This window comes from Pseudomonas sp. B611, assembly GCF_055407965.1.
In genome coordinates, this window is the sequence record NZ_JBUZST010000010.1 from 84,163 (window position 1) to 99,890 (window position 15,728).

A 15,728-nucleotide genomic window follows, 5' to 3' on the forward strand; every position below is an offset into this window, starting at 1 on the left:
TAAGACGAGGATTTCAAGGGCGGCTTGGCTCCTCGATCTTGAAATGCGCGCGAGCGGTGGCAATCGGTTCGGCCGCCGTGCTCTGCCACGCGGTGATCGCGACATTCGCCACCCGTCGGCCTTGGCGCCATACCTGGCACTTGGCGTAGGTGTCGCGAAACTGGCCGGCGCGCAGGTAATCCAGGGAGAAGTCGATGATTTTCGGCAGGCCCGGCGCACCGGTAAATACCAGCAGGTGCAGCGCCGCCGACAGTTCCATGAAGCCGGCAATCACCCCGCCGTGAAGCGCCGGCAATATCGGGTTACCAATATTGTCCTTACTGGCCGGCAGGCGAAACAGCAGCTCATCCCCCAGGCGGGTGCATTCGATGCCGATCAACTTCGCGTAGGGGATCAGGCCGAGCAGCTCGTCATAATTGCCGCGTGCATGGGCCTGTTCCAGGCGGGTCTTGAATCGATGTGTCATGCCTGCTCTCCCTTGATGGCGCTGCCCAGTCCTTGCGTCCCCTTGAGACGCTTGCCCATGCGCATGAAGGTGCCCACTACATGGGCGATGGGCTGTTGCGGGTCGTCCTGATAGGCGAAGCCACGGGTGAAAATCACGTCCGTGGTGACGCGGTAGCATTGGGCGAAGCCAAGCACAGGCTTATGGGGCTCTGCGGGATGCATGTAGTCGATGCGCAGGTCGAGGGTCGGGCACACTTCGAACTCCGGCAACACGCACAGCGTGGCCATGCCGCAGGCCGTATCCATCAGGGAGGTCAAGGCACCACCATGGATCACGCCCGTATTGGGATCACCGACGAGATGGGGGGCGTAGGGCATGATCAGCGTGATGCCCTCCCCGCTCGCATGATGAGCGGTAATACCCAGCACCTGACAATGGCGCAAGGCCGATACAAAGCGCGCCGCGCGCTCTAACAAAGGGTTTTCGGTCATTCGTTCGGGACTCTTATTAGTGTTGATCCGCAAAATCGGTGGCGCGGGCAAAAGTTCCTTTAAGTCAGCGGTTTATATATCTGTGAAAGAAAAGGAACTAATACCGGAGTGCCATGCTCGAAAGGCCAGTAGATATCTTCAATAAGGAGAAACACCCCATGCGCAAGACTTTAGCTATTTCCATGATGCTCGCTGCTGCCCTCGGTCTCGCTGCCTGCGACAAAAAATCCGAAGACAAAGCCCAAGACGCCGCTGCACATTCCGAGCAAGCTCAGCAAGACATGGCGAAGGCTCAGGATAAAGTGAACGACGCTGCGAAAGAAAACGCCGAAGCTGCCAAAGCTCAGGCTGAATCGAACGCCGCCGCTGCAAAAGAAGCTGCACCTGCTACACCTGCCACCGGTTCTTGAGACCGCGGCTAGAAATAGCACTGCTGCAAAAAGAAAGCCCGCTTAGATAGCGGGCTTTACTTTGTCTGGGTTTTTTATTTGCAGCGTTAGTTAAGCCGCCTCTTTAACCGCCTCGGGCAGCGGCGTGTCGGTCTGCGTATACACCATCACTTGCAGTACGTCGGAATGAAACTGCCGACGGTACAGCACCAACACCACCCCGCTGCTCATCAACATGAACAACCAGGGGCTGACAAACCAGGCCAACATGGTCATGCCGAAATAATAAGAGCGCAGGCCGAAGTTGAACTGGTTGGCCGCCATGGAAATCACCCGTGCCGCCCGTAGGGCAAACGCCTTGCGCTCCTGCTCCGACACATGCCGCTCACCGATCATCGGTGCCGAACCCACCAACACCGCCGCAAAGTTGTACTGGCGCATGCACCAGCTAAAGGTGAAGAAGGCATAGACGAACACCAGTGCCAGGCACAGCAACTTGATTTCCGACATGCCTTGGGACGCCTGCTGCACCATCGGAATGTCCGCCAGCAACGACACCGCCCGCTCCGAGGCCCCCAGCACGGTAAGAATACCGGCGAGGATGATCAAGGTGCTGGAGGCGAAGAACGAGGCGTTACGCTCCAGGTTGCCAATCACGCTGGCGTCGGCGATGCGGTTGTCGCGCATCAGCATGCGACGCATCCAGTCTTCGCGATACAGATGCAGCACACTGGCCAGGCAGGCCGTGTCCCGCGCTTTCCAGGTGGCATAGCGGGTGTAGCCGCCCCAGCACAAGGCGAACCAGAGCGCGGCAAGCAGGTGGATCAGATTGGTTTCGATGAACGACATGCGGGTCCTATTGCACAGTGGATGATGGCGGAGCGCGATCTGAATGTGGGAGCGGGCTTGCTCGCGAAAGCGGTGGTCCAGCCAACATATTCGGTGACTGGTACACCGCTTTCGCGAGCAAGCCCGCTCCCACACCTACCGCATTCCAACTCTAGAGGGTTGTAGCCTCACAAATACAAAAAATGCCCCGTATCGATTGATACGGGGCATTTCGGTAGCGCCTTTAGCGGATCAAGCGATCGCTTCGCTGCGCTTGCCGAGCATAAGATCAACCACAAACGCCACTACCAGGGTCAAAAACGACGGCACCAGCCACGCCAGGCCCTGCTCGCTCAGCGGCAGGTGCGCCAATTGCGACGGCATCCAGTCGGCCAGACCAGCGCCTTTGAGCGCATCGATGCAGCCAAAGATGAACGACACCAGCATCACCGGACCAACAATGCGGCCCTGCTCCTGCCAGAAGTCTTTGCAGAAGCTCAGGGCCACCAGCACGATGCACGGCGGGTAGATCGCCGTCAGCACCGGGATCGAGAACGCGATCAACTTGGTCAGGCCCAGGTTGGACACGAACAGCGAGAACAGCGCCAGGATAACGACGAGCGCCTTGTAGGACAGCGGCAGGATACGGCTGAAGTACTCGGCGCAGGCGCAGGTCAGGCCAACGGCGGTGACCAGGCACGCCAGGGAGATCAACACAGCCAGGAAGCCGCTGCCCAGGGAACCGAAGGTGTGTTGCACGTAAGCATGCAGCACCGCTGCGCCGTTGCTCGCGCCGGCGGCGACGGCATGGCTGCCCGAGCCCAGGCGGAACAGGCTGAAGTACACCAGGGCCAGGCCCACGCCGGCAATCAAGCCTGCAATGATGGCGTAACGGGTGATGAGCTTGGGCGACTCGACGCCACGGGAGCGGATGGCATTCACGATTACGATGCCAAACACCAGGGCGCCCAGGGTATCCATGGTCAGGTAACCCTGGATAAAGCCTTGGGAAAACGGTGCGGCCACGTATTCCGGGGTGGCGACACCCACCTCACCGGCCGGCAAGGCAAATGCAGCGATACCGAGGATCGCCAAGGCGATGATCTTCAGTGGGGCGAGGAAGCGACCCACGGTATCCAGGAGTCGCCCTGGGTACAGGGAAACGAAGAACACCACCAGGAAGTACACCGAGCTGTAGAGGAACAGCGCCAGCGGGCTTTCGCCGGTCAGCGGCGCCAGGCCCACTTCAAAGGACACGGTCGCGGTACGCGGGGTGGCGAACAGCGGCCCTACCGCCAGATACGCCGCCGCCGCGAGCAGACCACCGGCGATCTTGCCGATCGGGCTGCTCAACGCGTCCATACCGCCGCCGACCTTGGCCAGGGCGATCACGGTGACCACCGGCAAACCCACTGCGGTGATCAGAAAGCCCAGCGCTGCCATCCAGACATGAGGCCCGGACTGCAAACCAACGATAGGCGGGAAGATGATGTTGCCGGCGCCCACGAACAGGGCAAAGGTCATAAAGCCCAACGCCAGGATATCCTGGCTTTTCAACACTTTCATTTGAGGAAATACCACACTACTGAATCGGAATTTAGAGAGGGATTCCCTATGGATGAGGGAAATACTGCCAGCCCTGATGGGGGCCGACCGGTCTAGCGCGGGGCTTCCTTTTGGGAGGCACACGCATAAAGAGGCGGGTAGGTTACAGAATTTGGCTGACGAACGCACTGTTGCGGGGCGCACTGTCCGATAAGCGACATCCAAATGTCGCGTTTTCATACTTAACTTGGCAATGATCGTTCCCACGCTCTGTGTGGGAATGCCGCCTTGGACGCTCCGCGTCCTGCCTATGTGACGCGGAGCGTCACGGGATGCGTTCCCACGCAGAGCGTGGGAACGATCACCCAGAAAGCACAAAGGCCACCCGAAGGTGGCCTTTGCTTGGTGAAGCGTCAGCTAAGCGCGAGGCTTACTTGACAGCCCAACCCGTCAGCTCGGCCAGGGCCTTGCCGATGTCTGCCAGCGAACGCACGGTTTTAACACCTGCGTCTTGCAGTGCAGCGAATTTCTCGTCTGCAGTGCCTTTGCCGCCAGAGATGATTGCGCCAGCATGGCCCATGCGCTTGCCAGCAGGGGCAGTCACACCAGCGATGTAGGAAACAACCGGCTTGGTCACGTGTGCCTTGATGTAGGCAGCCGCTTCTTCTTCAGCCGAACCGCCGATCTCACCGATCATCACGATCGCTTCGGTCTTCGGGTCTTCCTGGAACAGTTTCAGGATGTCGATGAAGTTCGAACCTGGGATCGGGTCACCGCCGATGCCGACGCAAGTCGACTGACCGAAACCGGCGTCAGTGGTCTGCTTCACAGCTTCGTAGGTCAGGGTGCCGGAACGGGAAACGATACCGACTTTACCTGGCAAGTGAATGTGACCTGGCATGATGCCGATCTTGCATTCGCCTGGAGTGATCACGCCTGGGCAGTTAGGGCCGATCAGGACAACACCCAGCTCGTCGCACTTAACTTTAGCGTCCAGCATGTCCAGGGTAGGAATGCCTTCGGTGATGCAAACGATCAGCTTGATGCCGCCGAAGGCTGCTTCCAGGATCGAGTCCTTGCAGAAAGGAGCTGGAACGTAGATCACGCTGGCGGTGGCGCCAGTGGCAGCTACAGCGTCTTTCACGGTGTTGAACACTGGCAGACCCAGGTGCTCGGTGCCGCCTTTACCAGGAGTTACACCACCAACCATCTTGGTGCCGTATTCGATGGCTTGCTGGGTGTGGAAACTACCTTGGGAACCGGTAATGCCCTGGCAGATAACTTTGGTGTCTTTATTGATCAGGACGCTCATTATTTGCCCTCCGCAGCTTTAACAACTTGTTGAGCAGCGTCGGTCAGGCTGGTAGCCGCGATGATGTTCAAACCGCTTTCTGCCAGTACTTTAGCGCCCAGTTCAGCGTTGTTGCCTTCAAGGCGAACAACAACCGGGATTTTCACGCCGACTTCTTTCACTGCACCGATGATGCCTTCGGCAATCATGTCGCAACGAACGATGCCGCCGAAGATGTTGACCAGTACTGCAGCGACGTTGGAGTCGGACAGGATGATCTTGAAGGCTTCGGTTACGCGTTCTTTGGTAGCACCACCGCCCACGTCGAGGAAGTTGGCTGGTTTGCCGCCATGCAGGTTGACGATGTCCATGGTACCCATGGCCAGGCCAGCACCGTTGACCATGCAACCGATGTTACCTTCCAGGGCTACGTAGTTCAGTTCGAACTTGGCAGCGTGCGCTTCGCGCGGATCGTCTTGCGACGGATCGTGGAAAGTCTTCAGCTTAGGCTGACGGTACATGGCGTTGGCGTCGATGTTGATCTTGGCGTCGAGGCAATGCAGATCGCCGTCAGCCTTGATCACCAGCGGGTTCACTTCCAGCAGGGCCAGATCGTGATCCTGGAACAGTTTGGCCAGACCTACGAAGATCTTGGCGAACTGGGCAACTTGCTTGCCTTCCAGACCCAACTGGAAAGCCAGTTCGCGACCCTGGAATGGCTGAGCGCCAACCAGTGGATCGATAGTGGCTTTCAGAATTTTTTCTGGAGTGTCATGGGCGATCTTCTCGATGTCCACGCCACCTTCGGTGGAAGCCATGAACACGATGCGACGGCTCGAACGGTCAACGACAGCGCCCAGGTACAGCTCTTTAGCGATATCAGTGCACGATTCAACCAGGATCTTGGTGACTGGCTGGCCATTGGCATCAGTCTGGTAAGTCACCAGACGCTTGCCCAGCCACTGCTGTGCGAAGGCCTTGGCGTCTTCTTTGCTGCGAACCAGCTTAACGCCGCCCGCTTTACCGCGACCACCAGCGTGGACCTGGGCTTTGACAACCCACTCGGTACCACCGATTTTGTCGCAAGCTTCTGCTGCTGCTTCCGGGGTGTCGACTGCGAAACCCTGGGATACTGGCAGGCCGTATTCAGCGAACAGCTGCTTACCCTGATACTCGTGAAGATTCATGCTTTTTACCGTCTTCGTTAGGTACTGCGCATTCGGCGCTGCGCTCATTATGAGTGCCGCGCCACCTGTGACTGCTGCTTGCGCAACTTGCGGGGCTCAAGGCCCGTAAAGCTGCGCAAGACTGCGTCCAGCGGATATTCCGCGGTGAGTCTTGCGCGCAAGGCTCACGACGGGCAACTCCGCCGTGGTTTCTTATTATCTCGCTTAGCGCTTCTTGCGGTTGGCGATGTGGATGGCGCCGCCATTCACTGCCAACGCTGCTTCGTGCAACGCTTCGGACAGGGTCGGATGGGAGAAGACCATCATGCCCAGGTCCTCGGCACTGGTGCCGAATTCCATACCGATCGCGCCTTGCTGAACCAGTTCTGCAGCGCTCGGGCCAATCACGTGGACGCCCAATACGCGGTCAGTCTTGGCATCAGCGATGACTTTGACAAAACCACCGGTGTCGTTCGCTGCCATGGCACGGCCAGAAGCGGCAAACGGGAAGGTGCCGACGTTAACTTCAACGCCTTCAGCTTTCAACTGCTGTTCGTTCTTGCCGACCCATGCAATTTCCGGGTGGGTGTAGATAACCGATGGGATCAGGTCGTAGTTCATCTGGGTTTTGTGGCCCTTGATGCGCTCGACAACCATGATGCCTTCTTCGGAAGCCTTGTGCGCCAGCATCATGCCGCGAACCACGTCACCGATGGCGTAGACGCCAGGCACGGAGGTTGCGCAGTGATCGTCAACGTGTACGTAGCCGCGCTCGTCGAGGCTTACACCGCTGTCGGCGGCCAGCAGGTCGGTGGTCACTGGACGGCGACCAACGGCTACGATCAGCTTGTCGAAAGTGATGGTTTTTTCGCCATCCTTGTCGGTGTAGTTGACGACAACTTCTTCGCCGTTGACTTTCGAACCGGTCACGCGAGCGCCCAGCTTGATGTCCAGACCTTGTTTGGTCAGGGTTTTCAGCGCTTCTTTGGAGACAGCAGTGTCGGCAGCCAGCAGGAACGTGTCCAGGGCTTCCAGCACGGTCACTTCAGCGCCCAGGCGGGACCATACCGAACCCAGCTCCAGGCCGATCACGCCAGCGCCGATCACGCCCAGACGCTTAGGTACAGCCTGGAATTCCAGGGCGCCGGTCGAATCAACGATCACGTTGTTATCAACGGGGGCCGGCGGAATGTCGATTGGGCGCGAACCTGGAGCCAGGATCACGTTTTCAGCTTCGATGATTTCGGTCGAACCGTCTGGCTTGGTGATTTCAACTTTCTTGCCAGCCAGCAGCTTGCCGTGGCCTTGCAGGGAAGTCACACCGTTGGCCTTGAACAAGGTCGCAACGCCGGAAGTCAGGCCCTTAACGATGTTGGCTTTACGGCCGACCATTGCTGGCACGTCCATGGTCACGCCAGCATGGTTGATGCCGTGGATCGCGAAGCCGTCTTGGGCTTCGTGGAATTTCCAGGAGCTGTCCAGCAGCGCCTTGGAAGGAATGCAGCCAACGTTCAGGCAAGTACCGCCCAGCGCCAGTTTGCCTTCCTTGTCGGTGTATTTTTCGATGCAAGCAGTCGAGAGGCCCAGTTGTGCGGCCTTGATGGCGGCAACGTAGCCGCCAGGGCCTGCACCAATCACTACGACGTCAAATTTCTGTGTCATGAAAATAGATCCTCTATTTGCGACAAGCTTTTAGCCGCAAGCCGCAAGCCAAGCTGCTTTTTCCTGCAGCTTGTAGCTCGCAACTTGCAGCTGCTTATATCAGATATCCAGCAGCAGACGAGCCGGGTCTTCCAGCAGGTTCTTGATGGTCACCAGGAAAGTCACGGCTTCTTTACCATCGATCAGGCGGTGATCGTAGGACAGCGCCAGGTACATCATCGGGCGGATCACGACTTGGCCGTTGATGGCCATCGGACGCTGGATGATGTTGTGCATGCCCAGGATCGCAGCTTGCGGCGGGTTGACGATCGGGGTCGACATCATCGAACCGAAAGTACCACCGTTGGTGATGGTGAACGTACCGCCGGTCATCTCGTCGATGGTCAGCTTGCCGTCACGGGCTTTCTTGCCGAAGCCAGCGATGCCGCCTTCGATTTCAGCCAGGCTCATCAGTTCGGCGTTACGCAGGACCGGAACCACCAGGCCACGGTCGCTGGAGACGGCAACGCCGACGTCGGCGTAGCCGTGGTAAACGATGTCGCCGCCGTCGATGGAAGCGTTGACGGCCGGGAAGCGTTTCAGCGCTTCGGTGGCCGCTTTCACGAAGAACGACATGAAGCCCAGGCGTACGCCGTTGTGGGACTTCTCGAACAGATCCTTGTACTTCGAACGCAGGGCCATGACTTCGGTCATGTCGACTTCGTTGAAGGTGGTCAGCATCGCCATGTTCGACTGTGCTTCAACCAGGCGCTTGGCCACGGTGGCACGAACGCGGGTCATCGGTACGCGCTTCTCGGTGCGGTCGCCAGCGGCGAACACAGGCGCAGCAGCGGCCGGTGCAGCAGCCTTGGCCGGTGCAGCGGCTGGAGCGTTTTTCTTCGCTTCAACAGCGGCAACCACGTCTTCCTTGGTCACGCGGCCGTCTTTGCCGGTGCCTTTGATGGAAGCCAGGTTGATGCCGTTTTCTTCAGCCAGTTGACGCGCGGCTGGAGCAGCGATCGGGTCTTCAGCGCCAGCAGCCGGGGCGGCAGCAGGAGCCGAAGCAGCCGGTGCAGCGGCAGCAGCGCCGCCCTCTTCGATCGAGCCCAGAACCTGGTTCGACAGGACGGTAGCGCCCTCTTCAGCCACGATTGCGCCCAGTACGCCGTCAGCTTCAGCCAACACTTCCAGAACGACTTTGTCGGTCTCGATGTCGACGATCAGGTCGTCACGCTTGACGGCCTCGCCTGGTTTCTTGTGCCAGGTGGCAACGGTGCCATCGGCAACCGATTCCGGGAATGACGGGGCTTTGATTTCGATAGCCATTATCTGTGTGTCCTTAAAATTCGGTTTCAGTCAGCGCGAAGGCGTTAAACAGTGAAAGCATCTTGCAGCAGTTTTTCCTGCTGCTCGGCGTGCATCGACGCATAACCACACGCAGGTGCAGCAGAAGCATCACGACCGGCGTACTCCAGGCCCAGGCCTGCTTTGTGGTTGCCGATACTGCGACGCAGGTGATGCTGGCTGCTGTACCACGCGCCCTGGTTCATCGGTTCTTCCTGACACCACACCACATTGGTGAGGTTGGTGTAGGCCGCGACGGCCTCCATCAGGTCGTCTTCCGGGAACGGGTAAAGCTGCTCGATACGCACGATGGCGATGTCTTCGCGGCCTTCGGCACGGCGTTTTTCCAGCAGGTCGTAGTAGACCTTGCCGCTGCACAGGACCAGGCGAGTCACCTTGGCTGCATCCAATGCATCGATTTCTGGAATCACGGTCTGGAACGAGCCTTCGGCCAGATCTTCCAGGGTCGAGATGGCCAATTTGTGACGCAACAGCGATTTCGGGGTCAGCACTACCAGCGGCTTGCGCAGCGGGCGGATCACCTGGCGACGCAGCAAGTGGTAGATCTGGGCCGGGGTAGTCGGCACGCACACCTGGATGTTGTGCTCGGCGCACAGCTGCAGGTAACGCTCCAGACGGGCCGAGGAGTGCTCCGGACCCTGACCTTCATAACCGTGTGGCAGCAACATGGTCAGACCGCACAGACGGCCCCACTTGTGCTCGCCGCTGGTGATGAACTGGTCGATAACCACCTGGGCACCGTTGGCGAAGTCGCCGAACTGGGCTTCCCAGATCACCAGCGCGTTTGGCGTGGTGGTCGAGTAGCCGTATTCGAACGCCAGTACGGCTTCTTCGGACAGGAACGAATCGTACAGGTCGAAACGTGGCTGGCCTTCGTACAGGTTCTGCAACGGGATGTAGGTGCCCGCGTCTTTCTGGTTGTGCAATACCGCGTGACGGTGCGAGAACGTACCACGGCCGATGTCCTGGCCGGTCATGCGGATCGGGTGACCTTCGAACGCCAGGGTCGCGTACGCCATGGTTTCAGCGTAACCCCAGTTGATCGGCAGGCCGCCGGCTTGCATCTTCTGACGGTCTTCGTAGATCTTCGCAACCTGGCGCTGTACTACGAAGCCGTCCGGAATTTCCAGCAGCTTGGCAGACAGTTCCTGCAAGGTCTTCAGGTCGAACGACGTATCGTGACGTGCAGTCCAGGTGTGACCCAGGTACGGACGCCAGTCAACGAACAGTTCTTTATTCGGCTCTTTAACCAGGCTTTTCACGACGTGCAGACCGTTGTCCAGCGCGTTGCGGTATTCGTCGATCTTCGCCTGAACACGCGCGTCGTCAACCACGCCGGCCTTGGTCAGGCTTTCGGCGTACAGCTCACGGGTGGTGCGCTGCTTGGTGATCTGCTGGTACATCAACGGCTGGGTGCCGCTAGGCTCATCCGCTTCGTTGTGACCGCGACGGCGGTAGCAAACCAGGTCGATCACCACGTCACGCTTGAACTGCATGCGGTAGTCGATCGCGAGCTGGGTCACGAACAACACGGCTTCCGGATCATCACCATTCACATGGAGGATCGGCGCCTGGATCATCTTGGCCACGTCGGTGGCGTACTCGGTAGAGCGCGCGTCCAGCGGGTTGCTGATGGTGAAGCCAACCTGGTTGTTGATCACGATGTGAATCGTGCCACCGGTCTTGAAGCCGCGGGTCTGCGACATCTGGAACGTTTCCAGAACCACGCCTTGACCAGCGAATGCCGCGTCACCGTGGATGGAAATCGGCAGGACTTTTTCACCGGTAGCGTCGTTGCGACGATCCTGGCGGGCACGGACCGAACCCTCGACCACTGGAGAAACGATTTCCAGGTGGGATGGGTTGAAGGCCATGGCCAGGTGAACTTCACCGCCGGTGGTCATGACGTTGGACGAGAAGCCCTGGTGGTATTTAACGTCACCGGAACCCAGCTCGACCTTCTTCTTGCCTTCGAACTCGTCGAACAGTTCACGCGGGTTCTTGCCGAAGGTGTTGACCAACACGTTCAGGCGACCACGGTGAGCCATGCCGATCACGATTTCCTTGGTGCCGTAGGAACCGGAACGTTGGATCAGCTCGTCGAGCATCGGGATCAGGCTTTCGCCGCCTTCCAGGCCGAAACGCTTGGTGCCTGGGTATTTGGTGCCCAGGTATTTCTCCAGGCCTTCGGCAGCGGTTACGCGCTCAAGCAGATGGCTGCGTACGTCAGCGGACAAAACCGGACGGCCGCGCACACCTTCCAGACGATGCTGGAACCAGTGGCGTTGCTCGGAATCGGTGATGTGCGTGAACTCGGCGCCAATGGTGCGGCAATATGTCTGCTGCAACGCTTCGTGAATTTCGCGTAGGCTCGCTTCCTCTTTGCCGATGAACAGGTCGCCGGCACGGAAGGTCGTATCAAGATCGGCATTGGTCAAGCCGTAATGATTGATCGACAGGTCAGCAGGTGCAGGACGCTTCCAGAGCCCCAGCGGGTCAAGCTGGGCCGCCTGGTGGCCGCGCATCCGGTAAGCCTGGATCAGTCGCAGCACTTCAACTTGCTTCTTCTCATGCTCACTGCTCACGCTGCCGGCGGAAACCGGTTGAGCGCGGCGCTGGTTCTTTGCCAGCAGCACAAATTGATCGCGAATTGTTGCGTGCGATACATCGGTGGCAGCGTTGCCGTCTGAAGACAACGTCTGAAATTTGGTGCGCCATTCTTCTGGCACAGCGTTAGGGTCGTGCAGGTAGAGCTCATAAAGCTCTTCCACATAGGCAGCGTTACCACCTGAAAGATAGCCGCTGTTCCACATGCGCTGCATCACGCTTTCTTGCATGCTTGGTCACCCTCGATTTGGGGACACCACCGGCGAAAACACCGAGTTTGCTTGCAAAAGGCCAAGTGCAGCGACCAAAACAAGCCACTTAGGATCACGCTGATAGTTCGGGTACCAACCCGAATGCCCCTGCTTGTCTCATTTCTTCAAAATAAGAGCTGCGGCTTTGTAAGTCGCTGCTCAAGTTAAAACTACGGCGCCGGTTGAAGCCTGCGCCGTAGCATTTACGGGCACAACGGTCCTGCTTTGCTACAACGTCAGTTACACGCCGCTTTGCAGCAGCATGTTACGGATGTGACCAATGGCCTTAGTCGGGTTCAGGCCTTTGGGACATACGTTGACGCAGTTCATGATCCCGCGGCAGCGGAATACGCTGAACGGGTCATCCAGTGAAGCCAGACGCTCGGAAGTCTTGGTGTCACGGCTGTCTGCCAGGAAGCGGTACGCTTGCAGCAGGGCAGCTGGACCCAGGAATTTATCCGGGTTCCACCAGAAGGATGGGCACGAGGTCGAGCAGCAAGCGCACAGGATGCACTCGTACAGACCGTCAAGCTTCTCACGCTCTTCCGGGGACTGCAGACGCTCGATGGCCGGAGCCGGCGTGTCGTTCTGCAGGAACGGCTTAACTTTCTCGTATTGCTTGTAGAAGATGCTCATATCGACGACCAGGTCACGGATAACCGGCAAACCTGGCAGTGGACGAACGATCAGCTTGTTGCCTTTGACCACGGCGGACAGCGGCGTGATGCACGCCAGGCCGTTTTTGCCGTTGATGTTCATGCCGTCGGAACCGCACACACCTTCACGGCAAGAGCGACGATACGAGAAACCCTCGTCCTGCTCTTTGATCAGTGCCAATACATCCAGCACCATCAGGTCTTTACCACCGGTATCGACCTGGAATTCCTGCATGAACGGCGCGGCGTCCTGATCAGGGTTGTAGCGATAAACACTGACTTTCAACATGGCAGCCACCCTTAGTAAGTCCGAATCTTCGGTTCAAACGTCGGAACCGTCTTCGGCGAGAAGTTCACGGCACGCTTGGTTACGCGCTTGTCACCCGGGAAGTACAGGGTGTGGCACAACCAGTTTTCGTCGTCGCGATCTTCAAAGTCTTCACGGGCGTGGGCACCACGGGATTCTTTACGAACCTCGGCCGCGATTGCAGTCGCTTCGGCCACTTCCAGCAGGTTTTGCAGCTCAAGGGCTTCGATACGAGCAGTGTTGAACGCCTGGCTCTTATCGTTGATCTTGACGTTGGCGATGCGCGTACGCAGGTCGGCCAACTGGGCAATACCCTTCTGCATGTATTCGCCGGTACGGAATACACCGAAGTAGTTCTGCATGCAGCTTTGCAGCTCGCGACGCAGGGTTGCCACGTCTTCGCCATCAGTACGCTCGTTCAGAGCGTTCAGACGCGCCAGGGCGGCTTCGATGTTGGCGTCGGTGGCGTCATCGTATTCGATGCCGTCAGTCAGCGCTTTTTCCAGGTGCAGGCCAGCAGCACGGCCGAATACCACCAGGTCGAGCAGCGAGTTGCCGCCCAGACGGTTGGCACCGTGTACCGATACGCAAGCCACTTCACCTACGGCAAACAGACCGTGGATGATCTCGTCCACGCCTTCGGCGTTCTGGGTGATCGCCTGGCCATGAATGTTGGTCGGCACGCCGCCCATCATATAGTGGCAGGTCGGAACCACTGGCACTGGCGCCAGTACCGGGTCAACGTGAGCAAAGGTCTTGGACAGCTCGCAGATACCTGGCAGGCGGCTGTGCAGCACTTCCTCACCCAGGTGGTCGAGCTTGAGCATCACGTGGTCGCCGTTCGGGCCACAGCCGTTGCCGGCGATGATTTCTTTAACCATCGAACGGGCTACTACGTCACGGCCAGCAAGGTCTTTCGCGTTCGGAGCATAACGCTCCATGAAACGCTCGCCGTGCTTGTTGATCAGGTATCCACCTTCACCACGGCAACCTTCGGTAACCAGTACACCGGCGCCGGCGATGCCGGTCGGGTGGAACTGCCACATTTCGATGTCTTGTACCGGTACGCCAGCACGCAATGCCATGCCGACGCCGTCACCGGTGTTGATCAGGGCGTTGGTGGTCGAAGCGTAGATACGGCCTGCACCGCCAGTCGCCAGAACAGTTGCCTTGGCGCGGATGTAGGTGGTTTCACCGGTTTCGATGCAGATGGCGATGACACCGACGAATGCACCGTCAGCGTTCTTCACCAGGTCCACTGCGTAGTACTCGTTCAGGAACGTAGTACCGGCTTTCAGGTTGCCCTGATAAAGGGTGTGCAACAGCGCGTGACCGGTACGGTCGGAAGCGGCGCACGTACGGGCAGCCTGCCCGCCTTTACCGTAATCCTTCGACTGGCCGCCGAATGGACGCTGGTAGATACGGCCTTGTTCGGTACGGGAGAACGGCAGACCCATGTGGTCCAGCTCGAACACCGCAGCCGGGCCTTCCTGACACATGTACTCGATAGCGTCCTGGTCACCGATATAGTCGGAACCCTTGACGGTATCGTACATGTGCCAGCGCCAGTCATCGTTCGGGTCGGCGGAAGCGATGGCGCAGGTGATGCCACCCTGGGCCGATACGGTGTGGGAGCGGGTCGGGAACACCTTGGTGATCACGGCAGTCTTGTGACCGCCCTGGGCCAGCTGCAGCGCTGCGCGCATGCCAGCACCGCCGCCACCAATAATGATGGCGTCGAATGAAATAGTTGGAATGTTAGCCATGAATCAGATACCCCAAAGAATCTGCACACCCCAGACGAAGTAAGCGAACATCGCGACGCCGCAGACTGCCTGGAAGAGAAAACGTACTGCAGTCGCGGACTTGCCCAGCGCCATCGGCGTCAGGTAGTCGGTCGCGATGGTCCACATGCCAACCCAGGCGTGTGCGCCCAGGGCTACAAGGGCCAGCAGACTGAAGATTCGCATCGCATTGTGGGAAAACAGGCCATGCCATTGCTCATAGCTGATGCCTGGATTTGCGACGAGGTATCCGATCAGGAAAATGAAATAAGCCGCGAGAACGACCGCAGACACACGCTGTGCCATCCAGTCATAGAGGCCCGAACGCGAAAGGTTCGTAACGCTGGTTACCATATCCAAACTCCTGCCAGAACGATCAGCACCACGGAAATGGCGATGATGATTTTCGAGCCCAGGCGGCCGCCTTCCAGCGTCTCACCGATACCCGCATCCATGATCAAGTGGCGCACACCGGCTACCAGGTGATACAGCAGAGCGGACAGGAGGCCCCATGCTACGAACTTGGCCAGCGGGCTGGTCAAGCATGCCTTCACCTCGGCGTATCCTTCCTCGGAACCCAGGGATTTGCTCAATGCATAAAGCATGATGCCCAAGCCCAGGAACAGGATGATGCCGGAAACACGGTGCAGGAACGACGTAACGCCGGTGATGGGGAGTTTGATGGTCCTTAGGTCTAGGTTTACAGGTCGTTGGCTATTCACGGCTTTTTTTCACACTGAAGAGCCCCTAACAATCAGGGCAAAGTTGTTGGGGAGTGCACTGGTCAGGTAAGCACCACCCAGGGAGTGCGACCCCCAATGAAAGCAAGCCCAAAAGCCCTTGGCGGTCGGTGGCCGAGTATAGACAGTTAGGTTACTAATGACAACGCGCGCACCTCACCCTAATAGCTGATTGCGCTGGCGGTATAAAAGGCGTAAATGGCAGTCAATTTCGAGGAA

At 58.5% G+C, this 15,728-nt stretch carries 14 protein-coding genes; 1 reads left to right on the forward strand and 13 read right to left on the reverse strand.

The features are described 5' to 3' along the window. Window positions 1-13 precede the first annotated feature (13 nt). Window positions 14-466, reverse strand: coding sequence for a PaaI family thioesterase (locus ACZRMO_RS20390; protein ID WP_017734328.1), 453 nt, complete (start codon window positions 464-466; stop codon window positions 14-16). Beyond that, window positions 463-939 (reverse strand): PaaI family thioesterase, encoded by a 477-nt coding sequence (locus ACZRMO_RS20395; RefSeq protein ID WP_463974000.1) that lies wholly within the window; start codon window positions 937-939, stop codon window positions 463-465. Before ACZRMO_RS20395 ends, ACZRMO_RS20390 begins: the two co-directional genes overlap by 4 nt. A 158-nt stretch (window positions 940-1,097) precedes the next feature. Between ACZRMO_RS20395 and ACZRMO_RS20400 the strand changes: the two genes are divergently transcribed. Then, window positions 1,098-1,349, forward strand: a complete 252-nt coding sequence (locus tag ACZRMO_RS20400) for a hypothetical protein (protein WP_124525320.1) — start codon at window positions 1,098-1,100, stop codon at window positions 1,347-1,349. A 90-nt stretch (window positions 1,350-1,439) separates the two neighbouring features. Here ACZRMO_RS20400 and ACZRMO_RS20405 read toward each other — a convergent pair whose 3' ends face one another. The 11 genes from ACZRMO_RS20405 to sdhC form a co-directional block, all read right to left on the reverse strand. Next, window positions 1,440-2,177 (reverse strand): DUF599 domain-containing protein, encoded by a 738-nt coding sequence (locus ACZRMO_RS20405; RefSeq protein ID WP_463974001.1) that lies wholly within the window; start codon window positions 2,175-2,177, stop codon window positions 1,440-1,442. Window positions 2,178-2,408: 231 nt separating this feature from the next. Beyond that, window positions 2,409-3,722 (reverse strand): branched-chain amino acid transport system II carrier protein, encoded by a 1,314-nt coding sequence (gene brnQ, locus ACZRMO_RS20410; RefSeq protein WP_463974002.1) that lies wholly within the window; start codon window positions 3,720-3,722, stop codon window positions 2,409-2,411. Between the two features lie 409 nt (window positions 3,723-4,131). Next, the gene (gene sucD, locus ACZRMO_RS20415) at window positions 4,132-5,013 is read right to left on the reverse strand and encodes a succinate--CoA ligase subunit alpha (RefSeq protein WP_003172813.1); all 882 of its coding nucleotides are present in this window, start codon (window positions 5,011-5,013) and stop codon (window positions 4,132-4,134) included. Next, the gene (gene sucC / locus ACZRMO_RS20420; protein ID WP_017734333.1) at window positions 5,013-6,179 is read right to left on the reverse strand and encodes an ADP-forming succinate--CoA ligase subunit beta; all 1,167 of its coding nucleotides are present in this window, start codon (window positions 6,177-6,179) and stop codon (window positions 5,013-5,015) included. Before sucC ends, sucD begins: the two co-directional genes overlap by 1 nt. A gap of 204 nt (window positions 6,180-6,383) precedes the next feature. Beyond that, the gene (gene lpdA, locus ACZRMO_RS20425) at window positions 6,384-7,820 is read right to left on the reverse strand and encodes a dihydrolipoyl dehydrogenase (protein ID WP_017734334.1); all 1,437 of its coding nucleotides are present in this window, start codon (window positions 7,818-7,820) and stop codon (window positions 6,384-6,386) included. 99 nt (window positions 7,821-7,919) lie between these two features. Beyond that, entirely contained in the window at window positions 7,920-9,125 is a 1,206-nt protein-coding gene (gene odhB / locus ACZRMO_RS20430) for a 2-oxoglutarate dehydrogenase complex dihydrolipoyllysine-residue succinyltransferase (protein WP_463974003.1), read from the reverse strand. Window positions 9,126-9,169: 44 nt separating this feature from the next. Then, window positions 9,170-12,001 (reverse strand): 2-oxoglutarate dehydrogenase E1 component, encoded by a 2,832-nt coding sequence (locus ACZRMO_RS20435; RefSeq protein ID WP_463974004.1) that lies wholly within the window; start codon window positions 11,999-12,001, stop codon window positions 9,170-9,172. A gap of 261 nt (window positions 12,002-12,262) precedes the next feature. Further along, on the reverse strand, window positions 12,263-12,967 hold the full coding sequence (locus ACZRMO_RS20440) for a succinate dehydrogenase iron-sulfur subunit (RefSeq protein WP_003172807.1): 705 nt from the start codon (window positions 12,965-12,967) through the stop codon (window positions 12,263-12,265). A gap of 11 nt (window positions 12,968-12,978) precedes the next feature. Beyond that, complete coding sequence (sdhA, locus tag ACZRMO_RS20445; protein WP_248076227.1) at window positions 12,979-14,751, reverse strand: succinate dehydrogenase flavoprotein subunit; 1,773 nt, start codon at window positions 14,749-14,751, stop codon at window positions 12,979-12,981. Window positions 14,752-14,754: 3 nt separating this feature from the next. Then, entirely contained in the window at window positions 14,755-15,123 is a 369-nt protein-coding gene (gene sdhD, locus ACZRMO_RS20450; protein ID WP_016974690.1) for a succinate dehydrogenase, hydrophobic membrane anchor protein, read from the reverse strand. Continuing rightward, window positions 15,117-15,491: a succinate dehydrogenase, cytochrome b556 subunit gene (gene sdhC, locus ACZRMO_RS20455; RefSeq protein WP_016979564.1), complete on the reverse strand. Its 375-nt coding sequence runs from the start codon at window positions 15,489-15,491 to the stop codon at window positions 15,117-15,119. Before sdhC ends, sdhD begins: the two co-directional genes overlap by 7 nt. Window positions 15,492-15,728: the final 237 nt, after the last annotated feature.